The organism is Chryseobacterium sp. KMC2 (genome assembly GCF_016756935.1).
Lineage (GTDB): Bacteria > Bacteroidota > Bacteroidia > Flavobacteriales > Weeksellaceae > Chryseobacterium > Chryseobacterium rhizosphaerae.
Genome location: NZ_JAESIT010000004.1, coordinates 265,574 through 289,943 on the forward strand (window position 1 = coordinate 265,574; position 24,370 = coordinate 289,943).

Consider the following 24,370-nt stretch of genomic DNA (forward strand, 5'->3'; position numbering starts at 1 on the left):
CTTTAGAAGTATTTTGTGTATATGATGTTCGATACGTTAATAACGAAGACCAACTACTAAAGTAGCTGGTCTTTTTCAGTTAAACCAAAGAATAGATATTCCCGTTTTCAGGAAATAATCTTAAATCGCACTACCAGATTAAATCAAGCTATTGAAATCATTTTCCTTATATCATGAAACTAAATTTTAATTATTTTCAGTAGACAGTACAAAATAGGCAATAAGTGTCTTAGACCAGGTTTATACTACAATCTTTCATTTTAACAATTCCAACCCCATTAATAATCTATTAATCATTGATGTAACCCTTATTTTACAATTCCCTTTTTCTTGAAAAAGGAATCCTTACTATTTTTATTTTATTTAATATCCTATTAGGTTTGGAAAACATTATGCTTAAAATAGGAATTTAAAACACCCTCATTAAGCTAGTAATATGCTTTTCCGAACTGTCTTTATACAATACACTCGACAGGATTATTGTAGTATTAAATATTTTTATTTTGCCAATATTCCAGATAATTAAAGTAGTAAAAAACTACTCTACCAAAACCGATTAATAGTACTTTAATTTTTTTATGATTAATTTCATTTTTCCTTTTTTCTTTTTTGTCAGCTCGATCTATTCCATGGCTTGGGTGGATAAAGAAATATATTTTGAAGATTCTTTTCAAAACTATTCCAAAAGTGAAAACCTAAAGAAGGCTCTGGATCTCAGTGTTTCATTAAGACAGCCCATCTATCATATTTTAACCCATGTAGGTTTAATGAATTTTTCTATCTATTTTGGACAAGGGAATAATAATATTCAAGCAGAAACAAGAATAAATACGATCTGTCAATGTAGTTTGGGCCCAGAAAATTCCAACCTATCAACAACAACTTGTAGTAATTGTTTGAAAATGGGAGAAATACTGAAGGAGTCTAAAATATTATTCGGACTTTTTTTTGCTTCTACAGTCTCAATATTGGGAATTATTATAATCTATCAAAAACACACATTTAATAAAAAAATGATTTCATTTAATAGTACTAAAGTTTCTCCAGCTCCAGAATACACTAATATAAAAACAGTCCGTAAAACCTGTATTAAGTTGACTGATTCTATAAATGATGATACTGAATTAACAATTTTGGCAGAACTTGCCAGGTTTGAAGATAATTATATGTTTACTAAAAAAGGGATTACGCTAGGAAATCTTGCTACAGAATTTCAAACAAACGTAAAGTATTTATCTGTAATTATTAAAGAGCATAAGGCTGAGAATTTTAAATCATATATTAATAATCTAAGAATAAACTATATTATTGATAAGATGGAAAATGATCCATCATTCAAAAAGTATAAATTAAGTTATCTTGCACAAATAGCTGGTTTCCCAACCGCTTCTTCGTTTACTAAAACATTCAAGGATATTATTGGGGAAACCCCTTCTTTATATTTTTTAGAGAAGGAGAAGGATAAAGAAACTAATCCCATGTATACAGGTGTCTAGCCAATCTTTTCTATTTATTTTACCACCAGCGATTTTTCATTCTATTACAATCTATATTATGAAATATTACTAATGATCTTTAAAAACTCATGGCATTTATTATACTAAAAAAATAGAAGATCAAAAATTATGTGATCTTCTACTCTCGTGAACCTGTTTTTTTACTTACAATTGATTTTTCAATAACAGCGTCTTATTTCCAACACTAAAGTATTTTATAATGTTTCTTCCATTTAGAAATTGTATTTCTACTCATTTTAAAATGTGAGGCTGTCTGTACAATGCTTAATCTATTTTCCTTCTGATAAGATAAAATTTCCAAAATATCTTTTTTATTATAGGCCCTATGCTTTTGACTTAAATTATCCTTACTGGGATCTGTATTTCCAAATATCTTTTTCTTCAATGCCATTACATCTAATTGAGATATTTCTTTTTTATTTAATAGACTCATACAAGATTCTTTTTTTTCAGGAAACTTTTCCTCTAAAATATCAAGAAAGATTAGTTTGTAGTTTGGTATTGTTTTTTTTTTCATAAAAATTTCATTCTTTTGATCTTACCACTTTATTATTATATTTATGTACCCACTTATAAAGTGTAGTCTTTGGAATATTATATCTATTGATTACCTGTAATTTTGTCATTTTGCCTGAAGTAATCTTTTCGACTATAAATTCTATTATTTCCACTGTGTACACATTTTTTCTAAATTCCGATACCGATTTCTCTTTGTGACTATTAGTTTTAAGCAAGATTTTTTGTGGAGGGGCATACAATATCAGATGATGTGAATATATTCTGAAAAAATCACATTTCAGGAGCTTGCACCAGCTTAGCATAGCCTTTGTATCCAAGCTCTCTGCCTCATACATTTTTTGAATTTCCTGGATATCGCATTTAAAAAAATTAACAATTCTGTCGACCTTAATAGAGGATTCTTGAACTTTTTGACTAATTAAACTCCCTATGTGAATATTTTTATAATTCATTCTATATTGCAATGTTTAAAGTGATACATTAATCAAGACATTATTAGATAATATAATTGAAAGAATACTAATTTATAATAAAGATAATCAGTTTATTCCGAGACTTTGTGAACAGAAACAGAAACCTTACTGTCAGTGAGTAATGTTAGATTAACACCTCCTGTTTCCACAGCAAATGTAATGGTCTCACCAGCATTCAACTGGATCATTGTTTCGAGTGTCGTGGATGTGACAGGTACTGATGCCAGTGTTACACCAAGAATAGAAACCCGAACAGCATCAAAAACTTTCCTTTCAAATATTGAGTTTCCATTCTTCAGAATACCCAAACTTTTCCCACCCAATATACCTAGATCAACACCACCTTCCAACTGGACTTCATATTTAACGGCATATAACCCTGATTTAGGAGCTGTATACACCCCATTATTGATGAGTGTTGAAATTCCTGTTTTGGTATCTGTTGATGTAAGGCTTATTTTATTCCAGTTAGTACCAGAAATACCAAGACTTACCAATGACCAGGCTCCACTTCTACTTGCATATAGTGCTGTTCCTGTTCCTCCCGAACTAAAAGCGGTCCAGGTATTATTTGGAGCATTATAATAGTAATAGCCGGGCATTGTAACATTCATTGTCTTTGGTGTTGAAATCCCCACGGCTGAAGTCACATATACAATAACGCCATTTTGATTGATCCCGTAAATTGCATCTTTTGCTTTTAACTGATCACCTGTAAGGCGCGGAGGCAATAGCCCATCCATTGATGTCGTGATTTCAGGTTTTCCTACAATATCTAATGTTGAATAAGGAGTTGGAGTATTGATTCCAACCTGCGCATAAAGTATGGATGACACTCCTAATGAGTATGCTAGAAATAATCGTTTTTTCATGATAACAGTTTTTTATTATTAGTAATTAAAAAGTAGCTTTCTATTAACTTTTGCCATTAAAAGTATCTACTTCATTAATGTAAAAGTCATCACAAATTTGAAGCTACACAAACACGATACTCACTAGTTTCCGAAATATAAGCCATCTTATTTCCGAAAATGGACACTCATATTCACCTTGATAATCATTCAATTGGAGTAAAAAACAGTAAATCGAAAATGAATCAGAAGATTTCACATATCTACTATTTAATTTTGCTCAAATAATCAAGGCAGGAGCTACTTGTTCCAAGGTAAAAATGAAAAACATATGTAAATCTGTGCAACACTTTAATTATATTATGTATTAAAATGAATTATTATGAGCAATCGCTTTTACACTATTTTGGGATGAATAGAGACTATTAGTACTGTTGCGATGCATTTATTATCACTTCACCAGCAATCCGAAAGGAGACAAAAGAGACTAGATATAACCACTTGTTGCTACAATCAACTTATCTTTTGCTTACCTACAGACTCATTAAGAAACCTAAATGTGGCTGTTGATATTCCCAATTACCTGGTATTATATTCAGTCTTATTGCATTTCTTACCGTTATTTCTCATCTATTAATATGACATTTTTAAAGAAAAAAATCAACAAAAATGCAAGTATTGATTTTACAACTCTCCTTTTGTCTTTCAGGTAAACGAAAGTAATTAATAACATATCACATACTAAAAAATACTATATATTCTTTGAAGGACAGTCAATCCATAAAGTGTTAAATAATTTTGATGGCCATTTCAATATTACAAAAACCATTAAAAGAGTATCTTGTGGATAAAAAGTAACCATTCTCCAGATTATGTCATCTCCGATAAGTAAATTAAGACATCTTCTTTATTTTCGAAATACAAATAGTAAACTATCAATATAACTCCATAATCTATATGATAAAAATTTCATATAAAAAATAAGTTTATTAATATTGTTTCACGATAAATTCAAGCCGGACTCTATGAAATTACAAACTACAATCTTTTATGTATTACTCGTATTATTTCTGAATCTATTTTCAGGTTGTAGTCAAGATACTGAAGGTGATAAACTAAAAATAGGCTTCTCTCAGGGCCTGGGAAATCATCCTTGGCGAGAGGCAATGAATCATTCCATGGAAATCCAGGCTTCATTATATTCTGAAGTAGACCTTGATATAGAAAAAGCAAATGGGTCTGTGCAGAAGCAGATTTCCGACATTCAGAAAATGATAGATCAAAAAATCAATATCATAATTATTTCTCCTATTGATTCGCGCTCATTGGTTCCTGTTGTAGAAAAAGCTTACAGCAAAGGAATTCCGGTAATTTTATTGGACAGGAAAATTGATTCTGACAAATACACTACCTATATTGGTGCCGATAATATCGAAATTGGCAAGGAAGCAGCCAAGTACATCATAGCAGACTCTAAATCTGACAAGAATATTCTGGAAATAAGGGGTGATGATAATTCGTCTCCTTCCCTCGAAAGAAGCCAAGGATTTCAGGAAATTATAAAAAACCAACCCAATGCACATCTCTTGGAGAGTTTTAAGGGATTTCCTGCTGAAAAATTCAAGAATACATTGGAAGTAATGGGGAACCAGAATTTGTATGTTTTTGCCTTCAATGACGAACTGGCTTCTCATGCATGGTTGGTTGCCCGAAATCTGGGAGTGGAAAACAATATCAAATTTGTGGGAGTTGACGGTCTTAATACGCGTGATGGCGGAATTCAAATGGTAATGGACGGAAAACTTAATGCTACCCTTCTCTACCCTTCAGGCGGTGCTGAAGCCATAGAAACAGCAATTAAAATCCATAAAGGACATACTGTCTCTAAAAGGATAGAGCTCGGAACTACCATCATTGACAGATTCAATGCAGCAATCATGAAAAATCAATTTGACCGTATCCTTGAACAACAAGGTACAATAGAAAGCCAGGTGACAGCCATCAAAAAAACAACTAAGCTATACTCTTCCCAAAATATTCTGTTGCAATGGTCTATTGTCCTGCTTACTACTATGTTGTGTTCAGTCGCTTACTGTATTTACCTGATATACACTATAAAATTTAAGAACAAACAGCTCACCCTTACCAATGAAAAAATTACGATTCAAAGAAACCAGATTGAACATATTGCTGAAGAATTGAAGGCAAGCAATGAGATGCGTGTCAGTTTTTTCACTGGTATTTCCCATGAGTTTAAAACCCCTATTACCCTAATTTTAAGTTCCATTGACTCTTTAAAAGATGATGATAAATCAAAAGGAAAAAAGTCTCCTTATGAACTGGAACTGATCAGTAAGAATTCAAAAAGGCTTCTCCGGTTGATCGATAACCTTTTAGATTTCAGAAAGGTTGAAGATAAAAATTTTAATCTCAGAGTATCACAAACCAATATTTATAATTTTTCCTATGCTATATTCCGTGATTTTGAAAGTGAAGCAAAAAAAAGAAATATCCAGTTCAATATTCAGTGTAACAACAAAAACCAGGAGCTTTTTATTGACAGGGATCTTATGGACAAAGTATATTTTAACCTACTTTCCAATGCGTTTAAATTCACCCCTGATAATGGCAAAATCGAAATTAATATCATCGAAAAAGGCAATCAGGTTACCCTTCATTTCAAAGATAACGGAATAGGAATTCCTGCGGATGAACTACAGCATGTCTTTCAGCCCTACTTCAAAGGTTCTAATAACCGCAAAAATAGCTCCGGAATTGGGCTTCATCTTTCCAAAGAGTTCATAAAGCTACATTTAGCGACCATAGAAGTAAGCTCATTCCAAGGAACAGAATTCATCATTAGTCTGTTTAAAGGAAATAAACATTTCAACGAGGATCAGATAATCAAAGAACTACAGATTACAGAAGCTTCACTGCTGGAAAAAGAGACGGAATTTATGACGATGGAACCTGAAGGTTTTATATCTAAAGAATCCCAGTACACTTTATTGCTCATTGAGGATAACAGGGACCTATCACAGTTTCTGAAGAATAAGTTACAGCATGAATTCGATATTCAGCTATCTGATGGCACTGATGCTGTTGAAAAGGCTTTATATTCCGTCCCCGATATTATTATATGCGATGTGAACCTTCCTGACAAAAATGGTTTTGAAATCTGTGAAATTCTTAAAAATGATCTGAGAACTTCTCATATCCCGACTATTATTTTAACAGCAATGGATAATGAAGAATCTTATTTACAGGGGCTGAAATCAGGAGTTGATCTTTATCTCACCAAACCCTTCAGTTATCCTATTCTGATGCAGTCTTTAAAATCCCTTCTATACAATAGGGAAAAACTAAGATATTACTATACCAATAATATCAACAGAATTTCTGAAGCCCAATCTTTTGGTAATCTTGAACAGCAGTTTGTAAGCAACCTTAATAAAAATATCAGTGAAAATCTTGACAATACTGATTTCTCAGTTGAGCATCTTGCGGAATCTTTACATGTCTCAAGGGTGCAACTATACAGAAAAGTTAAAGCTATTTTCAATGAAAACATCAGTGACTATATCAATAATTTCCGCCTGGAGCAATCCAAAACCATGCTACAGAACACTACGCTGACCATTTCAGAAATAGCCTATAAAAACGGATTTTCATCTCCAAATTATTTCTCAACGGTCTTCAAAAATAAATATGGGCTTTCGCCTAATGCATTTAGGAAATCGTTGTAAGAAACATAAGCTATGCAACCCGAAAAAATCCCGCATTTCGTGTAACATTTTTAAATAAAGGTGTAACAATTTTGTAATATTTTCATAATAATTACATTTGATTTAATTTTAACGAATTGATTTACAGTAAAATAAATTAATATTAACATTCAGTTCATATTGATGAGCAAATTGAAACAATACTAGAAGCGTAGATCGTATTCTCAGAATATTTTAGGAGCAATTAAACATTGTCTTAAAATGAATAAAATTGCAATCTGGTCTATTACTGCTGCTCTGGCAGGATTTCTTTTCGGGTTTGACGTTGTCGTCATTTCTGGAGCTGATAAAAAATTACAATTGTTGTGGCACAGTTCAGATGCCTTTCATGGGGTGGTAGTCATGGGAATGGCGTTATGGGGAACCGTAATTGGTGCCATCTTCGGAGGCTTCCCTACTAATAAATTCGGAAGAAAAAATACACTGTTTTTTATTGGGATTCTTTATGCTATTTCAGCCATAGGAACGGCCTTATCCAACGATCCGTATACCTTTGCATTTTTCAGGTTTATGGGAGGATTAGGTGTAGGTGCCTCCACCATAGCTGCCCCTACTTATATTTCGGAAATAGCTCCGGCAAAAGACCGTGGAAGATTGGTCTCTTTATATCAATTTAATATTGTACTGGGAATTCTGGTTGCTTTTTTATCCAATTACCTCATCAGCGGAACCAGTGAAAATGACTGGAGATGGATGTTGGGCATACAGGCAATACCGGCAGCTATTTATACACTCTTTGTACTTTCAATTCCCAGAAGTCCTAGGTGGCTTATTTCCAAACTACGAATTGATGAGGCCAAAAGTGTATTAAAAGTAATCAACCCGGATGAAGACCCTGAAATTCTGATTTCTCAGATTCGGGATACCAACGCAGAAACTCCAAAGGAAAACATATTCATGAAAAAATATCGTTTTCCTCTCATTCTAGCTTTTTTAGTTGCATTCTTCAATCAAATGTCCGGAATCAATGCATTTCTTTATTATGCTCCAAGGATTTTCGGAGAAGCTGGACTTGGAGAAAAGACGGCATTATTAAGCAGTATCGGAATCGGGATCACCAATATGATCTTTACCCTTTTAGGTGTATCCCTTATTGATAAAGTGGGACGCAGAACTTTAATGTACATTGGCTCTATTGGATATATTATTTCTTTGGGATTAGTAACAATGGCATTTTATCTCCACTGGTCAGGCATCAGTATTCCTATTTTTCTTTTTCTTTTTATTGCAGCCCATGCAATTGGACAGGGAACGGTAATCTGGGTCTTCATTTCGGAAGTATTTCCCAATCACCTTCGTGCTTCGGGACAGGCATTCGGAAGTTCTACCCACTGGGTTCTGGCAGCAGTAATCCCTTCCCTGATCCCCACTCTGTTTTCTACCATCGGCGCAGGTACTGTGTTTCTCATATTTACAATAGCCATGATCTTTCAGCTTCTGTTTGTCATTTTTATGATGCCGGAAACCAAAGGGATCTCTTTAGAAAAATTAAGTCAAAAATTATCAAAATAAACAAAATGAAGATTATAAACTTTAGTATTCTGGCTATTGCAGTAACTTTTATGTATAACTGTAAAGGACAGAATGTACAAACCTTATCAAAAGAAGAAGAACTTTACAGACCAAACTACCATTTCACACCCAAAAGTGGCTGGATGAATGATCCGAACGGTATGTTTTACTTAGACGGAACTTATCATTTATTTTATCAGCATTATCCTGAAAAAAGTAAATGGGGCCCTATGCACTGGGGGCATGCTACCAGTAAAGACCTTATAAAGTGGGACCATCAGCCTGTAGCATTGTATCCTGATGAACTTGGATATATTTTCTCAGGAAGTGCCGTAGTGGATAAAAATAATACATCAGGTTTTGGTGACGGGAAAACTCCTCCTGTTGTTGCCATATTTACCTATCACAATATGGTCAAAGAGAAAGCCAATCAGACGGATGTAGAAAGTCAAGGAATAGCTTATTCCTTGGATAAGGGAAAAACATGGATAAAATACAGCAGTAATCCTGTGCTTAAAAATCCAGGCATCAGAGACTTCCGTGATCCTAAAGTATTTTGGGACCAGAAAAGCCAGCAATGGATTATGGCATTGGCTGCACAGGACAGAGCTCATTTTTACGGTTCAAAAAATTTAAAAGATTGGACTTTTTTATCTGAGTTCGGAAAAGGTATAGGAGCTCACGGAGGAGTCTGGGAATGTCCTGATCTTTTCCCGGTAAAGATAAAAGGGACAAATGAAGAAAAGTGGGTACTAATCATCAGCATTAATCCCGGAGGTCCCAACGGTGGATCTGTAGCCCAATATTTTGTAGGAGATTTTGACGGAAAATCTTTTACGATGGATCCTCACTTTAGTAGACAACTGAATCAGGAATCTGCTGTATGGCTGGATTGGGGAAAAGACAATTACGCTCCGGTAACCTGGGATAATGCACCGGACGGTAAGAGATTAATGATCGGATGGATGTCCAATTGGGATTACTCCCAGGATGTACCTACCGAAAAATGGAGAAGTGCCAGCACCGTAGCCAGGGAGGTAATTCTGACAAAAGAAGACAATGGTTACCTGTTAAGAAGTATTCCGGTTCAACAACTATCAAAATATCAGGGTAAAAATATCAACAAAAGCATAATACTGGATAAGGAGGTGCAACTGGTTAAAAAAGGTGAGCTGGACCTTACCAAAGCTCTTCTGGAAATTAATCTGAAAAATATGGGATCCGACACCTATACTTTTACAGTAAATAATTCTTTGGGAGAGAAAGTGTCTTTCGGGATTAACAATAAAGATCATTTCCTATTTGTTGACAGAAGCAAGTCAGGGAAGACTAATTTCGGGAATAATTTTGCCAACAAAATCTCAAAAGCCCAGATATCCAGACTGTATTCAGAAGGTTCTTTCAAAATATTACTGGACAAAACATCCCTGGAAATTTTCTTTAACGATGGAGAGAAAGTAATGACCGAAATATTCTTTCCTAACGAACCTTACTCAGAGCTTACTGTCACTACTGAAGCTAAAGGTTCTTCAGTTTCCATGCAAGCCCATCAGCTAACTACTAAATAAACGATTGATCATGAAAAAATACAAAATAGCCATCGCTTTCTGTATGCTACCATTTTCTTTTGCTCTGGCACAAGAAGTAGTAAAAGGTAAAGTTATTTCTGCAGACAAAAAACCTTTACAGGGTGTTACCATTACTGTTTCAGAAACAGGAACTGTAACAAAAACCAACAAGAATGGAGAATTTGAGATCAAAGACACTGAAAAGGGCAACACCCTTATATTCAGTCTAACGGATTATGAAGGGGTTGAACTTAAGGTAATGGATGATCCGCAGATCAATGTAACACTTTCTTCAACAAAAAAAATAGATGAAATTATAGTTACAGGTTATACCCGCCAGAAAAAAGCGGATATCACAGGAGCTGTTTCGGTAGTTGATATGAAAGACCTTAACAAACAGGCAGAACCTAATCCCATCAAATCTATGCAGGGCCGAATTGCAGGCGTTAATATTACGGCCGACGGTTCCCCTTCAGGAGGAAATACCAAGGTTCTTATCCGGGGTGTCGGGACTCTCAATAATACGGATCCTCTGTATGTTATCGATGGTATGCCAACAAAAGCTGGTATGCATGAGCTCAATCCCAATGATATAGAATCCATGCAAGTACTGAAGGATGCTTCATCTGCCAGCATCTATGGTTCCAGAGCTGCCAATGGTGTCATTATTATTACTACCAAGAAAGGAAAAAAGGGAAAAATGAGGATAGACCTTAACTATTATACTACCTTTTCCCAATATGCAAAAAAAACAGAAGTTCTTAATGCCAAGCAGTTTGGGCAAGTCTTATGGCAGGCCAATATCAATGATGGCATTAATCCTAATATTAATAATGTAAGCTATAATTTTGATTGGGGTTCCCAAAATGGAGTTCCTGTTTTATATAATATTCATGTTCCTGAATACCTGGATGCTGCAAAAACACTGAAGTCTGCCAATACCAATTGGTATGATGAGGTATCGAGGACAGGTCAGGCCAATTCAGTAGATGTTGCCGTATCAAGCAGTTCAGATAAAGGATCTTATTTTTTTTCAGCCGCTTATTATAATAATGAAGGAATTGTAAAGTTCACAGACTTTAAAAGGGTATCGGCACGTATCAATACCTCATATAATTTCTTCGACGGAAAACTGAAGATTGGAGAAAATTTCACGATCAATAAAACCGGGGAAGTGAATGATCCCGGCGTACTGGATCCTGCACTAAGGGCATTACCTATCATCCCCGTACATACTGTTGATGGTATTGGCTGGGGAGGTCCCGTGGGAGGAATGAACGACCGCCAGAACCCAGTGAGACTTCTGGAATACAATAAAGATAATGGCTACAAATATCTAAGACTTTTCGGAAATATGTATGCTGAGCTACAGCCGGTGAAAAATCTCAGCCTCAGATCCAGCTTTGGAATTGACTATTCTGATTATAACAAACGGACCCTTCAACGAAGCTATGTTTCCGGATATCTTAAAAATGATAAAAATGCAGTCAATATAGACCAGTCTACCAATGAAAAATGGACATGGAGCAATACGGCGCAATACACTGCAAAGGCAGGCAATCATAGTTTTGATGTTCTGGGTGGTATGGAAATGTACCAGGAAACCTATAACAACACATGGTTGAGAAAAGAAGGATTTCTTATTGAAGACCCGGATTATATGTATCCCGGTGCGGGCACTGGCGAGGCCTATAATGGAGGCACCTCTACCCGTTATAGCCTTCTCTCCTATTTTGGTAAATTTTCTTATGATTACAATCAGAAATATTTATTCTCAGCCACTATAAGGTATGATGGTTCATCCAGATTCGGAAAAAACAACCGTTTCGGAACTTTTCCTGCATTTTCAGCAGGATGGAGAATCAATAAGGAAGAGTTTTTAAAAAAGAGCCTTTCTTTCTTTTCTGACTTAAAACTAAGAGCTGGCTGGGGACAAACCGGAAATCAGGAGATCAGCAATGAAGCAGTATACGCTCTGTATTTAGCAAGCTATGCAGGAGATAATCCTACATGGAACACCTCTTTTGGGACGGCTTATGATCTATCAGGTGCGGGTCGCGGGCTTCTCAATTCCGGATTTATTGCCATACAAAGCAAAAATGATAACCTTAAGTGGGAAACTACTACTCAAACCAACTTAGGGCTCGATTTTGGTTTCTTTGGACAAAAGCTTACCGGAAGCGTTGATATTTACAAAAAGGCAACGGACGACATTCTTGTCCTGCCTCCTTATCTCGCTATTATCGGTGAGGGGGGGAACCGATGGATCAATGGTGCTTCTATGGAAAACAAAGGAATCGAGTTTTCATTAGCCTATCAGAACACTACCGGTTTTGGGCTTAAATATGAAGTGTCTGGAAATATTTCCATGAACAGAAACAAAATTACCAAACTTCCTGACGAGGTTAAAAACAACTATGGTGGTAACGGAACAACAGATAATATTCTGGGAAGACCAATTAACTCTATGTACGGATATCTTGCAGACGGTCTTTTCCGTACCCAGAATGAACTGGATAATTCTGCTGAACAGTCAGGAAAAGGTTTGGGAAGAATACGTTATGCCGATCTCAATGGGGATGGCATTATCAATGATCAGGACAGAACATGGATCGGTAATCCTAACCCCGGGTTTACTTATGGGGTAAATATCAACCTCAGCTTCAAAAACTTTGATCTATCTACATTTTGGCAGGGTGTGGGCGATGTGGATGTAATCAATACCAAAAAATACCAGACTGATTTCTGGAGCGTGGATGATGTGGGATCTAATAAAGGAACGCGATTGCTCAATGCCTGGTCTCCACAGAATCCCAATTCGGATATCCCTGCCCTAACCACCGTTGATAGCAACGCTGAATCTAGGTTTTCAAGCTATTACGTTGAAAGCGGGAGCTATCTGAAATTGCGCGTTTTACAAGTGGGATATACCCTACCAAAATCAGTTATAGAGGCTTATAGCATCAGTAATTTCAGGTTATATGCCAGTGTACAAAACCTGTGGACGATAAAATCCAAAAGCTTTACCGGGGTAGATCCGGAGACGCCAGCTTTCGGCTATCCTCTTCCACTTACCTTTAATTTCGGAGTTAATATCTCCTTATAACCTTAATACGTATACAATGAAAAAGAATATACTTTTAGTTATCTCGTGTGCTTTTTTACTTGGAACTTCCATATCGTGCAATGATTTTCTTGATTACGAGCCAAGAGGTGTTTTATCCGAATCGGATGTTGTAACACCTAAAAATGTAGATGGATTTGTGAATGCAGCCTATGCCTCGTTAGGTAATGATCATTATGATACCCCTTTCAGTTTATGGCCTTACGGAAATGTAAGGTCTGACGATGCCTACAAGGGCGGTAGCGGAACAAATGATATTCAGACCTTCCATTTTTTTGAAATTTCCAATAATATCCGTTCTGATTTTGGAGAATTGGATAGGTTGTGGTATATCAGCTATGTAGGAATTTCAAGAGCCAATAAGGCAATTGCGGCCCTTAATAAGTTAACAGAAGCAGAATATCCCAACAAACAGAAAAGAATTGCCGAAATGAAGTTTGTAAGAGGACATTTCTATTTTATGCTGAAAATCCTCTACAAATATGTTCCCTATGTGGATGAAAACACCCCGATGGAAGAATATAAAAACATTTCCAATAGGGCATTATCTGACCAACAGCTTTGGGAAGCCATTGCTTCTAATTTTGAATATGCTGCTCAATATCTTCCAGCAGCACAACAAGAGGTAGGAAGACCGAAGAAAAATGCAGCATATGCCTATCTGGCTAAGGTAAGATTATATCAGGCTTACGAGCAGGATGATAGTTATACGGTAACTTCCATTAATAAGGTAACATTGCAAAAAGCTGTTGATGCAGCTAATCAGGTGATAGGAAACTATTCATTGGAATCTGATTTCGGGAATAATTTTATGCCTGGAACCTATGAAAATGGACCGGAATCTGTTTTTTCAATTCAGTATTCAGATAATGACGGCACTCTTTTCGGAAGGTTAAATTACGGTGATGTGCTTTCGCTTCCGCAAGGATTGGGATGCTGTGATTTCCACAAACCAAGCCAGAACCTTGTCAACGCCTTTAAGACAGACACTCAGGGGCTACCGATGTTTGACAGCTACAATCAAACTGATCTTGATTATCATCACCTTGATAATTATAACGTAGACCCAAGGTTATATCACACCGTTGCCATACCTGGATTACCTTGGAAATATGATCAGGATAAAATTTATCAGGAAAGCTGGAACAGAAGCCCTGGAACTTATGGCTATTATGCTTCTCTAAAGGAAAACGTTCCGCCAGGATGTGGATGTAGCATAAATATTGATCCCTTCTACGGGAATTCAAAAAACAGGATTCTTATCAGATATTCTGACGTATTGCTGATCAAAGCGGAAGCTTTAATTGAAATGGGTCAGTATCAGGCTGCGTTACCGTTGATCAATCAGGTAAGGGCAAGGGCGGCTGCAAGTACTCATTTTACAGGTAGCTATACCAACAATAACTTTATACATCAGTACGAACCAGGGGTAAATTGTACCTGGAATCAGGATTTTGCCAGAAAAGCATTACGTTGGGAAAGAAGGCTGGAGTTTGCTATGGAAGGAAGCAGGTTCTTCGACCTTGTTAGATGGGGAACCACTGCAGAAACCATGAACAGTTATTATGCTGTAGAAAAAACAAAAAGAACATACTATTCCCAAGCCGGTTTTGACCACGGGAAGGAAGAATACTGTCCTATTCCACTAGCTCAAGTCAATTTCAGCCAGGGATTATATAAACAAAATAACGGTTATTAAAATAAACAGCATGAAGAAAATATCAAATACCCTACAGGTTTTACCTTTATGGATGATGCTTTTCATCACCTTATTTGCATGTGATACACGTCATGAAGATGATTTTATGACCCGTGTATCCGTCCACATCAATGCATTTTCAGTCACTGGTGTTTCCGGAAAAATAGACAATGAAGCCGATAAAATAGACATTACTCTACCCTATGGCAGTAAAGTCACAGCACTTAGCCCACAAATCGCCATTCCCGAAGGAGCCAGCGTCAGTCCGGCTTCAGGGAGCATTGTCAATTTTACCCAAGCTGTAAAATTCCGCGTAAAAAATGGGAATATTTATAAAGACTATGAAGTCAGTGTAAAAGCACAGAACCCTATTATCAGTTTTAAGATCAACGGTTTGTATGCCACTGTGAATCAAATCAATAAAACAATATCTCTCATAGTACCTGAAGGAACTGATCTTACAACTTTACAGCCTGTTATAGAAACGGCTCCCGGTGTCAGTATTACTCCTTCGTCAGGAGATACAATTGATTTTACCAATCCAGTACAATTCACGGTTTCCAATGCCAATCTAACAGAGGTATATACTGCTAAAGTATCGGCTCCAGTGAACGGACCTTCCATTGCCTTTATAGGAACAGCTTCCAGTAGGAATTCCCTTACCAATCCGGATGAGATTGCTGCGTCAGACTGGTTATTTTCCAAATATTCAGGAGCTGTATATCTGTCTTTTGCTGATGTTGCAGCAGGAGTATCTTTAAATACTATAGATGTTTTATGGTGGCATTATGATTCTACAACTGCTCTGCCTTCAGAAGCTGTTACCCCAAATGTTACAGGAAAGATTAAGACCTATCTTAACAGCGGAGGCAATATATTGCTTACCTCTTTTGCATCACAATATGTAGATGCCCTAGGAATTGTTCCTGCCGGAAAAGGACCTAATAATGTTTTTGGAGATTTCATTCCTAATGGCTTTGCAGATGGAAGTGATTGGGGAATTTCGTTCATAGGAAATGAGAATCATCCTGTTTTTGCAGGTCTTCAGACGTATGAAACAGGTAAGGCCAATCTTCTGAAAAAGAATACCTTTAGACTTAATCATACAGCATGGTGGTTCCTTCCTGACTGGGGAGGTTATACTAACGGGGTAGGATGGAGATCACAAACAGGAGGAAATAATCTGGCCAGTGAAGCATGGGATAATGCACTGGACGGAAGGGTTGCGATTGCAGAATTTCCGGGAGGGGCTACTTCCAATAAAACATGTATCGTAATTTCTATGGGAGCCTACGACTGGTATAATGAAACCTCTAACGGAAACCCAAGTCCACCCAACGATTTCATTGACAATATAAGAACTCTGACTTCCAACAGTTTAAACTATCTAACAACTCATTAATCTCATGCTTATCAAAAAAATATTTTTAATGTCGGTATTTACATTGTCTCTTGCCTCCTGCCAGAATGATGCTTCCGATATCCATATCAATACGGAAGATATTTATGCCAAAACAAATATTTATCCTGTTCCCCCAGAACAATGGCTGGGAGGAAATAATCCTTATTTCACAGCAGGATATGTGGGAGACGTAATGCCTTACTATGAGAATGGAAAATTTCATTTATTCTTCTTGCATGATGCCAAAACAAAGCCTGCCGGAGAAGGATTTCATGACATTCACAGCTTTGAAACAGCCAATCTTACAGATTTTTCATATAACGGAAGAATGATCCCTTATGGTATGACCACTGAACCGGATTTTGCCATAGGAACTGGATCAATGATTAAAATAGGAAGTACATATTACTATTACTATACCGGTCACAATGCTTCGGCAGCTTTCCTCCAGAATAATCCAAGAGAAAGCATCCTGCTTGCCACCAGTACGGATATGAAAAACTGGACAAAAGCCAATAATTTTAAAATAACAGCCCCTACAGGGTATTATGATTTCGAGTTCCGTGATCCTCATGTATTCTATAATCAAGGTGAAGCTAAATACTGGATGCTGATTTCGGCTCAGAATGAAACTGACAGAAAAGCAGTGGTTCTTAAAATGACAACAACAGATCCTGCATCAGGAAACTGGGTTTCAGAAGGCCCTGTTTACACTTCTCCTGCTTCAGAAAATTATATTATGCTGGAATGTCCGGATATTTTTCAAATGGGAAACTACTGGTATCTTATATTCTCAGAAAACTGGAGTGATAATTCAGGAACCCATTACAGGATGTCTTCATCCCCGAACGGGCCATGGATAAAACCAGCCAATGACCGTTTTGACGGAAGTTATCTGTACGCTGCCAAAACAGCTTCTGACGGCAATAATCGATACCTGTTCGGCTGGTCAGCCAGAAGGGTTCCTGAAAGCAACACGGGAGGGAAAGAATGGGCCGGTAATCTGGTAACTCACCAGTTGGTACAACATACAGACGGCAGTCTTGGCGTAAAACAGCCCCAATCTGTTTCTGCAGTTTTTACCCAAAATACATCTTTGACCCTTGAGCAAAACTCTGGAACGGTAACGCAAAATGGAAATACGTTGACATTAGGAAGCAATTCTACAGCAACGCTTGCCAGTTTAAATGTAGCTAACCATATCAGCTTTGATCTGAAAACCGGAAATTCCTCTTCTGGGATGATCTTTGCTCATGATATTTCAGGAGGTAATGGTGTAAAGATTAGTTTTGAGCCTCAGAATAACAGGCTAGCGGCTTATCTGATGAATAACGGTGCGGCAGATCTGACCAACCAACTTCCAATGGTTTTTGATGCAGGACATTCCTATAAAGTCAGTGTGACGATTTCTAATGATATCTGTACAGTGTATGTTGATGATAGAATAGCCTTTACCAACAGAGTTTATAATGTAAACGGAAAAAAATGGACTCTATTCGGAGATAATGCTCAGACGGTGTACTCTAATATTGTAATAAAAAAATCTTAATTAAAAATGTTTAAAAATAATAATCTGAATGCAGTAAGTTTCGGAGAAGTCCTGTTCGATGTTTTTGGAGAGGATAAAAAAGTAGGTGGAGCCCCACTTAATCTAGCTTTAAGAACGCATTCATTTGGATTCCCGGTAACAATGATCAGTGCTGTAGGAAATGACGACAATGGACAGGAACTGAAAAACTATATCGCAAAAAACGGAGTAAATATAGCTACTATTCTTACCCATCTGTATCATGAAACTGGTATAGTACAAGTCAGCCTTAATGAAAGAGGTTCTGCAACGTACGAGATCAAATTTCCTTCAGCATGGGATTTTATTGAAATCAATGCCGAGATAAAAAAAGCGGTCTGGCAGGCTGATATTTTCTTTTTTGGCAGTCTGGCATGTAGAAATACAGTTTCTAAAAATACACTTTTTGAGCTTCTTAAAAGTAATCCAGACATGTATAAGGTTTTTGATGTAAATCTCAGAGCTCCTCATTATACGGTTGAAGTATTAAAAGAACTGATGGACCTTTCAGATTTCATTAAATTCAATGATGATGAAATTCTTGAGATTGCTTTGGAACTTGGATTCCAGTCAGATTCTCTGGAGGAAAATATCCTTTTTATTGCAGAAAACACCAATACAAAATCAATCTGTGTAACCAGAGGAAAACATGGTTCAATATTGCTTTGGGAAGGTTCTTTTTACTACCATGAGGGATTCGTGGTGAAAGTTGTGGATACGGTAGGTGCCGGAGATTCTTATCTCGCCGCCCTTATTGCAAAACTCATCAGTGATAAAGAACCTCAAAAAGCATTGGATTTCGCCAGTGCGGTGGGTGCTATCGTTGCAAGCCATCCAGGAGCTAATCCAGAGATCGACACTATCGAAATAGAAAGATTTTTAGGCAACGAACAGTAAATATGTAAGGCTCCAGCCCTAACCTTTCAAGTATCTGGCATCATCCGTTTTTACGATGATGCCATTTTATTTTCTGAGTAATAGTTTACAAATAACGTTTATACAACATTATCTTATTCTTGTTTTCACATATTCAAGTGTAAGTTTATTCTATTATTTACAATAATTTGAATCTTCTTTGTGTTGGGACCTGACAGCCAGCTAATCTCCTTAAAATAGCCTTATTGGATAGCTTGGTTGCTCAAATAAACGTTTTAAAAAAAATCATTAATTTTATTAAAATTTATTTCCAAAAAACTATTCAAAATTCATTACAATCATAGTGAGGAAAATCAATACTTACTTCTATTATTTTTTGTTAGTTTTTACAATATTCGTAACTTTGTATAATATATTATTGGTTTGTGAGAGTCTACCTCCTATTTACCCCTCAACAGTGGTAAATACCTGATAATAAAGCCTTCAAAAGTTTTGTATCGGGAAATAGAACAATTAAAAAAAAACAACTTATTGATATTTAACCATTTACAAACCATATGTTTTTGTAACAGTTTATCATAAGTTGGTTTTTTTGTTCCTAGTTGTCTCCCAAACTGGTAGTACTTTAATTTTTAAAACCAGCGAGCAATTACTTCACTTAACGTATCTTATTGTTACTTAATATACCTTAAACAGGTTTGTTTTTCTCACAAGAAGATAAAAAAATACAGCATTAGCCTATTGTATTGCCCTATTATTGGGGAGTATAATACTTAATGGGTTTTACTTGAGGTTGTATCAAGAACAAACTTTAGGTTTGCAAAATCCGTATTGGCTTCAACTAAAGTGCAAATTCCGCCGCTGTATGTGTAAGTAGTAGTGTTTCCGTTCGGCAGATTGATCCTGTATTTTTGGGAAGTAATCTTCTGAATAGGAATCATTTTTTGGAATTTCTCCGAAAAAACAGATTTTATATTTCCAGGTTCATTAAAATACAGACTTGCAGTAGAGCTGAAAATGGACTGTTTTAGAGAACCATTAGCTCCATCTTTGTCCGAAAGAGTATAAAAATTTCCGTTCCAGGTAGCCGTGTTGTTCACTTTTAGTTTCCCGTTCATTGTTCGGTAAAGTTTGGCCTGCTGTAGAATATTCTGCTTAAAAGTAACACCCATTTTGTCATAAATCTCAATACTGTAAAGGATTTTAACTTTAGCGCGGGATTCAAAAAGATATTCCGTGATATCGTTTTTCAAAGAACGTTCCACACGGATATTGCCAATGGTTCTATCGTCTTTTACAATAGAATAATTCAGATATTCTCTGGTAGTTGATGTTGTAATGTTTGCTTGAAGATAATTATGGAACATTATCGAAAAAAACAGAAATGCTTTTATTGTTTTCATTGTTTTTTATTTTTTAAATAATAATGACTTCTTTTATTAGGGTTTTCTATTGGTGTATACTGAAAGGCCGAAAGGTGCATTCATAATAAAAATATTTATGATGCAAAATTAGGACTGGGAAAGGTTTAGAATGTTCCGTAAGATAAATACGAACTACAAATCAATCAATTGAAAATAAGATATTTAAACACAAGACTACGTTCTGATTTATAATTCTGAACCTTGTTTTTTAAAATTCCAGAGGTGTAAGATGATAGTTCTTTTTTGAAGCAGTAACTAACTGATGATGAATAAAGTATAGTATTCTCATTTCATAATTCCCTGTTCCCAATTTTAGAACAGTTTGAAATGCATCCAATTTACTGGGTGTACACTGAATATGGTAACCTATACTTTTTTGAAAAATTGGAAAGCTGATATATCCAATATTATGCTGTTAACACCATTAAACAAAAAAATAAATATGTTACGAAATGCAATCGTCATCCCGGTATAGACATTGAAAAACCCTTTAAAAACATTCCTGTATTGACAAGAGTTTTTAAAGTAAAAGCAGTCAGTATTTTTGAAAAAATTAGCTTGTATCGGCAAGTAATCACTTACAAATTATCATATTTCGTATTGATTTTTCTTTTCCCAGGAACCATTTTCATCGAGAATTTGTAAATAGCTGTTAGGTGGTTCATCAGAATGGTAAAGTTGATACAGCTGATCGGTTAGCGCTGTAAGGAAGGCAAAGAAAACTGAAAAATCTTCCTTTGAGTTGTAAAGTCCACCCCACTCACCCAAAACCCAACGTAATATATGGCCATTGTCAAGCGTGACTGAAACTACAGGATTAGGAATATTGGCTTCGGATTGTTTGTAATAATCGTACTTGTGTCCTCCCAATAATGATATTTCCCGGGCAGGAATTTTGATAGAGCTTATATCGGAAAATAAAACAGCACCGAAACAGGAACTGGTAAACCCTAGTTCACTTAAGGTAATGACTTCTACCGACTGTCTTTTGGATGCTACTTTAAACAGCTTATAAATAGCCATCAGCATTAATGGCAAAGAGATCAGCAATAGCCAGGTCGGGAAATAGGATCCCGATGGTATCACTAAAATAGTACCCGTTAATGCAATAGTCACCAACGTCGTAAAAAACCAAATCAGAATAGTTAAGGTTTTACTGCTGTTATTAAAACGAAATTGATAAGTCTTCATAAGTGTCCAAAAACGTTGGTTAGATAAGATAATTTCTAAAAGAAAACTACAGTCTCAAAATAATACTAAATCTACATGCATTCAGCTACATATTGGCACTTTATATACCGTTACCGGGTATTATGGATTATTAGTAGTAATGACAAACATAATCAGGGGTTCATTTCCTGTATTTTCAATGGAATGATATCCGATGGAACTGATAGCGGTAATATCTCCTTTTTGAAGTGTTTTTTGACGTACAGCTCCTTCCGTTCCGGTTCTTTCACGATACTCTCCTGTTCCGTGTACAACCACATATAATTCTTCTTCATTCTTTGCATTATGGGTATGGAATCCGGATTCGTCACCGTTATTCAATAAAACCATATAAGCAGCCAGACGGTTATTAGCCAGCTCCTTATGATCAAACATTTGGATCATGTATACAATTCCTTTTCCGCCATACATATTTTCACGTTTATCTATACGGATAATGGTACGCTCGCTTTTTTCAAATGCCATGACATACAGGTGGATGTGTTTTGAAACTTCCTGTATAACGTGATCAAATTCTGCTCCTTCAGATAATATAACTGTATCAGCCATGTGGGTTATCTATTAATTTATAATAATGAAGATCAATGTACCAAAAAATATATAAAAAGACAACAAAAACAGCTTTCATTAATTTGTTTTCTGCTAAGTCTGCCTAAAATACAATCGGTCCGCTCCATTGTTGTTTTATTCTATTTTATTTTCCTCTTTTTCTAATTGCTTTTTACCCCATTTCTCTAAATAATGGATAAAAGGAATTAGGTCTTGTCCTACTTCACTTAATGAGTATTCCACTTTGGGTGGAACCTCATGAAAGAGCTTTCGGCGAATTAAACCATCGTTCTCCAATTCTCTTAAAGTTTGGGTGAGCATTTTGGTAGTAATATCTTTCATCGTCCTTTTTAATTCTCCATAACGCAGTATGGATGCTTTATTCAAATGCCATAGGATACGTCCTTTATACTTTCCACCAATTCTTTTAAATGCAAAATCCACGGCGCATACCCGGGCTTCGTCATTCTCCTGATTATTTATTTCATTCATAACCTTCTGTTTTTCAACAATAGAAACTATTTGGTATGTAAGATACAAAAAAGTACATACTTGTCAATTATACTCTATTAAAATACCTTTGTTCAAATAATAAAATTTATACGATGAGAAAGATTGGTATTATAGGTACAGGAAATATGGGCAGGGTGATAGGATTAGCTCTTGCCCATAAAGGTTATGAAGTGTTCTTTGGGGCTCGGGATGTTTCAAAAGCCCAATTTGCTTCACAATTTAATAACAGTTCAAAATTCGGAACCAATCAACAGGCAGCAGAATTTGGGGATATTATTTACTATTCGCCCCGTGACATCCACCCTAAAGAAGTATTGGAAGATTTGAGTGTTTTGGATGGGAAAATTGTCATAGAATCAGGGAACTGGAATATATCTGATGAATTGGATGCAGAAAAAATAAGTGTTTCAAAAACTGAAATCCTGCAACAGCAGCTCCCCAATTCAAAAGTAGTCAAAGCCTTTAACACCGTTCTTCAGGAAATATTTGAGCATTCAATCAAGGATTTAAAGCCCTATCATATTACCTGTTTTATGGCTTCTGATTTTTCTGATGCAAAAGCAGAAGTTTCAGTTCTCGCAAGTGATTTAGGATTTACCCCAATTGATTGTGGTGAAACGAAACAGGCCATTTTACTAGAACAGGCAGGAAGTCTTATGAGGATATTGATCCGCATAAAAAATAATCCGTGGCTGTCATTTTCCCTAACCCAATTGCCCGAAATCAAAGATTTACAATTAGGCGGAAGAACGGCCTCTAATTTACATGGAAAAACAGATTTCTTGAAGAATAAATAGTTATGTAGAAGTTTATTATCCTACGTGGGTAAGGGTAATTTAAAAATTATACAAACATAGACCTGCATGATAGTATTCACAACCAAAATCCACAATTTTGATTTCGAATTTTTGGATGTCTATCCTAATTTATTAGCAGATTAACAGCAATCTGTATTCACCATCATTTTCAACTGGGGCTCTATGAACACAGGGTAAAACCTCTTGCGCAGGGTGATCTACTGCCAGACGCCAAAGATGACCTACTCCCAGATTGGTAGGTTCCGCTCCTGGTTTAGGCTGATAATGCAGATCGAAGAAATATTCTTCCAGAAAGCTTTCAAATGTGGTTTCCGGACCGTCATGGAGTTCTTTAAGTTTTTCACGGATTTCAGGAATCAGGATTTTCTGTACAGCCTGATCATTAGGTAAGATCTCACTGGCAGCTCCATGATAGGTACACAAAAAAGTATCTGTTCCAATGGGTGAACGATCTACATGATAAGAATATACGTCTGTGGAGAAGAAATCCAGCTCGTCATCACGGTCATAGCATTGCAGTAAATTGAGAGAGGGCAATGCCCCGAAATCGGTTAATAATTGCAGATCACTTAAGATCGTTTCTCTTGCAATACTCCCCTTTTCAGAAAGTGTCAGGGCTAAAAGGTCTTCGGCAGATACTTCTGTCACGTTCTCCTTGAGCTGAAGTTTAGAAACAATTTCTTTAAAATCCCCATTCAAATTTCTATTCCAGCAGATAGCATTCATAGCTCCGTGAAAATCAGTATTGATAAGTTCGGAAAAAGTAGAGACTACTCCAATTTGACTGTTGTCAGAAAATGTCTTGTCCATAGTTTAAAGTAAACAATTTAGCCGTTTAATTCTTTGCAAAAATAAACAATACATAAGAAGATCACGCTAAGATCAGACTTGTTTTTATGACCACAACTGATTGACATATCCTCGCTGATATAAAAACTAAAAT

General features: G+C 36.1%; 17 protein-coding genes. 10 read left to right on the plus strand and 7 right to left on the minus strand.

The features are described from left to right. Window positions 1-578 precede the first annotated feature (578 nt). Window positions 579-1,496, plus strand: a complete 918-nt coding sequence (locus JML65_RS06875; RefSeq protein ID WP_237390801.1) for a helix-turn-helix domain-containing protein — start codon at window positions 579-581, stop codon at window positions 1,494-1,496. A gap of 205 nt (window positions 1,497-1,701) precedes the next feature. On the opposite strand, the gene JML65_RS06880 is transcribed toward JML65_RS06875, so the two are convergent. Both JML65_RS06880 and JML65_RS06885 read right to left on the minus strand, forming a co-directional pair. Beyond that, window positions 1,702-2,034: a helix-turn-helix domain-containing protein gene (locus JML65_RS06880; protein WP_202270333.1), complete on the minus strand. Its 333-nt coding sequence runs from the start codon at window positions 2,032-2,034 to the stop codon at window positions 1,702-1,704. 546 nt (window positions 2,035-2,580) lie between these two features. Then, window positions 2,581-3,381 (minus strand): hypothetical protein, encoded by an 801-nt coding sequence (locus JML65_RS06885; RefSeq protein ID WP_202270334.1) that lies wholly within the window; start codon window positions 3,379-3,381, stop codon window positions 2,581-2,583. Between the two features lie 1,004 nt (window positions 3,382-4,385). Between JML65_RS06885 and JML65_RS06890 the strand changes: the two genes are divergently transcribed. The 8 genes from JML65_RS06890 (at window position 4,386) to JML65_RS06925 (ending at window position 18,914) form a co-directional block, all read left to right on the plus strand. Beyond that, window positions 4,386-7,106 carry a substrate-binding domain-containing protein gene (locus JML65_RS06890; RefSeq protein ID WP_202270335.1) on the plus strand — a complete coding sequence of 907 codons (2,721 nt, stop codon included), beginning with the start codon at window positions 4,386-4,388 and terminating at the stop codon, window positions 7,104-7,106. A 240-nt stretch (window positions 7,107-7,346) separates the two neighbouring features. After that, window positions 7,347-8,657 (plus strand): sugar porter family MFS transporter, encoded by a 1,311-nt coding sequence (locus JML65_RS06895; protein ID WP_202270336.1) that lies wholly within the window; start codon window positions 7,347-7,349, stop codon window positions 8,655-8,657. 5 nt (window positions 8,658-8,662) lie between these two features. Then, window positions 8,663-10,225, plus strand: a complete 1,563-nt coding sequence (locus JML65_RS06900; protein ID WP_202270337.1) for a glycoside hydrolase family 32 protein — start codon at window positions 8,663-8,665, stop codon at window positions 10,223-10,225. A 10-nt stretch (window positions 10,226-10,235) separates the two neighbouring features. After that, entirely contained in the window at window positions 10,236-13,331 is a 3,096-nt protein-coding gene (locus JML65_RS06905) for a SusC/RagA family TonB-linked outer membrane protein (protein ID WP_202270338.1), read from the plus strand. A 16-nt stretch (window positions 13,332-13,347) separates the two neighbouring features. Then, window positions 13,348-15,048, plus strand: a complete 1,701-nt coding sequence (locus tag JML65_RS06910; RefSeq protein ID WP_202270339.1) for a RagB/SusD family nutrient uptake outer membrane protein — start codon at window positions 13,348-13,350, stop codon at window positions 15,046-15,048. Window positions 15,049-15,058: 10 nt separating this feature from the next. Further along, window positions 15,059-16,450: a DUF4960 domain-containing protein gene (locus tag JML65_RS06915; RefSeq protein ID WP_202270340.1), complete on the plus strand. Its 1,392-nt coding sequence runs from the start codon at window positions 15,059-15,061 to the stop codon at window positions 16,448-16,450. A gap of 28 nt (window positions 16,451-16,478) precedes the next feature. Continuing rightward, a complete protein-coding gene (locus JML65_RS06920) occupies window positions 16,479-17,999 on the plus strand; it encodes a glycoside hydrolase family 32 protein (protein ID WP_202270341.1) in 1,521 nt (506 codons plus the stop codon). Window positions 18,000-18,005: 6 nt separating this feature from the next. Next, window positions 18,006-18,914: a carbohydrate kinase family protein gene (locus tag JML65_RS06925; RefSeq protein WP_202270342.1), complete on the plus strand. Its 909-nt coding sequence runs from the start codon at window positions 18,006-18,008 to the stop codon at window positions 18,912-18,914. 752 nt (window positions 18,915-19,666) lie between these two features. Here JML65_RS06925 and JML65_RS06930 read toward each other — a convergent pair. The 4 genes from JML65_RS06930 to JML65_RS06945 all read right to left on the minus strand — a co-directional run bounded on the left by JML65_RS06930 (window position 19,667) and on the right by JML65_RS06945 (window position 22,588). Beyond that, window positions 19,667-20,296: a DUF6134 family protein gene (locus tag JML65_RS06930; RefSeq protein ID WP_202270343.1), complete on the minus strand. Its 630-nt coding sequence runs from the start codon at window positions 20,294-20,296 to the stop codon at window positions 19,667-19,669. A 609-nt stretch (window positions 20,297-20,905) separates the two neighbouring features. Next, entirely contained in the window at window positions 20,906-21,508 is a 603-nt protein-coding gene (locus JML65_RS06935; protein WP_202270344.1) for a hypothetical protein, read from the minus strand. 120 nt (window positions 21,509-21,628) lie between these two features. Beyond that, window positions 21,629-22,096, minus strand: a complete 468-nt coding sequence (locus JML65_RS06940) for a cupin domain-containing protein (RefSeq protein WP_202270345.1) — start codon at window positions 22,094-22,096, stop codon at window positions 21,629-21,631. Between the two features lie 135 nt (window positions 22,097-22,231). After that, on the minus strand, window positions 22,232-22,588 hold the full coding sequence (locus JML65_RS06945; RefSeq protein WP_202270346.1) for a winged helix-turn-helix transcriptional regulator: 357 nt from the start codon (window positions 22,586-22,588) through the stop codon (window positions 22,232-22,234). Between the two features lie 113 nt (window positions 22,589-22,701). Between JML65_RS06945 and JML65_RS06950 the strand changes: the two genes are divergently transcribed. Beyond that, on the plus strand, window positions 22,702-23,406 hold the full coding sequence (locus JML65_RS06950) for an NADPH-dependent F420 reductase (RefSeq protein WP_202270347.1): 705 nt from the start codon (window positions 22,702-22,704) through the stop codon (window positions 23,404-23,406). Between the two features lie 132 nt (window positions 23,407-23,538). Here the strand turns inward: JML65_RS06950 and JML65_RS06955 are convergent, their stop codons facing one another. Further along, complete coding sequence (locus JML65_RS06955) at window positions 23,539-24,237, minus strand: DUF1826 domain-containing protein (protein WP_202270348.1); 699 nt, start codon at window positions 24,235-24,237, stop codon at window positions 23,539-23,541. Window positions 24,238-24,370: the final 133 nt, after the last annotated feature.

What these genes read in the sequence shown, in the direction of transcription:
- JML65_RS06935 (WP_202270344.1), bottom strand. Translation starts at nt 21,508, where the DNA reads ATGAAGACTTATCAATTTCGTTTTAATAACAGCAGTAAAACCTTAACT.
- JML65_RS06905 (WP_202270338.1), top strand. Translation starts at nt 10,236, where the DNA reads ATGAAAAAATACAAAATAGCCATCGCTTTCTGTATGCTACCATTTTCT.
- JML65_RS06885 (WP_202270334.1), bottom strand. Translation starts at nt 3,381, where the DNA reads ATGAAAAAACGATTATTTCTAGCATACTCATTAGGAGTGTCATCCATA.
- JML65_RS06910 (WP_202270339.1), top strand. Translation starts at nt 13,348, where the DNA reads ATGAAAAAGAATATACTTTTAGTTATCTCGTGTGCTTTTTTACTTGGA.
- JML65_RS06945 (WP_202270346.1), bottom strand. Translation starts at nt 22,588, where the DNA reads ATGAATGAAATAAATAATCAGGAGAATGACGAAGCCCGGGTATGCGCC.
- JML65_RS06895 (WP_202270336.1), top strand. Translation starts at nt 7,347, where the DNA reads ATGAATAAAATTGCAATCTGGTCTATTACTGCTGCTCTGGCAGGATTT.
- JML65_RS06940 (WP_202270345.1), bottom strand. Translation starts at nt 22,096, where the DNA reads ATGGCTGATACAGTTATATTATCTGAAGGAGCAGAATTTGATCACGTT.
- JML65_RS06875 (WP_237390801.1), top strand. Translation starts at nt 579, where the DNA reads ATGATTAATTTCATTTTTCCTTTTTTCTTTTTTGTCAGCTCGATCTAT.
- JML65_RS06930 (WP_202270343.1), bottom strand. Translation starts at nt 20,296, where the DNA reads ATGAAAACAATAAAAGCATTTCTGTTTTTTTCGATAATGTTCCATAAT.
- JML65_RS06925 (WP_202270342.1), top strand. Translation starts at nt 18,006, where the DNA reads ATGTTTAAAAATAATAATCTGAATGCAGTAAGTTTCGGAGAAGTCCTG.
- JML65_RS06955 (WP_202270348.1), bottom strand. Translation starts at nt 24,237, where the DNA reads ATGGACAAGACATTTTCTGACAACAGTCAAATTGGAGTAGTCTCTACT.
- JML65_RS06900 (WP_202270337.1), top strand. Translation starts at nt 8,663, where the DNA reads ATGAAGATTATAAACTTTAGTATTCTGGCTATTGCAGTAACTTTTATG.
- JML65_RS06950 (WP_202270347.1), top strand. Translation starts at nt 22,702, where the DNA reads ATGAGAAAGATTGGTATTATAGGTACAGGAAATATGGGCAGGGTGATA.
- JML65_RS06920 (WP_202270341.1), top strand. Translation starts at nt 16,479, where the DNA reads ATGTCGGTATTTACATTGTCTCTTGCCTCCTGCCAGAATGATGCTTCC.
- JML65_RS06915 (WP_202270340.1), top strand. Translation starts at nt 15,059, where the DNA reads ATGAAGAAAATATCAAATACCCTACAGGTTTTACCTTTATGGATGATG.
- JML65_RS06880 (WP_202270333.1), bottom strand. Translation starts at nt 2,034, where the DNA reads ATGAAAAAAAAAACAATACCAAACTACAAACTAATCTTTCTTGATATT.
- JML65_RS06890 (WP_202270335.1), top strand. Translation starts at nt 4,386, where the DNA reads ATGAAATTACAAACTACAATCTTTTATGTATTACTCGTATTATTTCTG.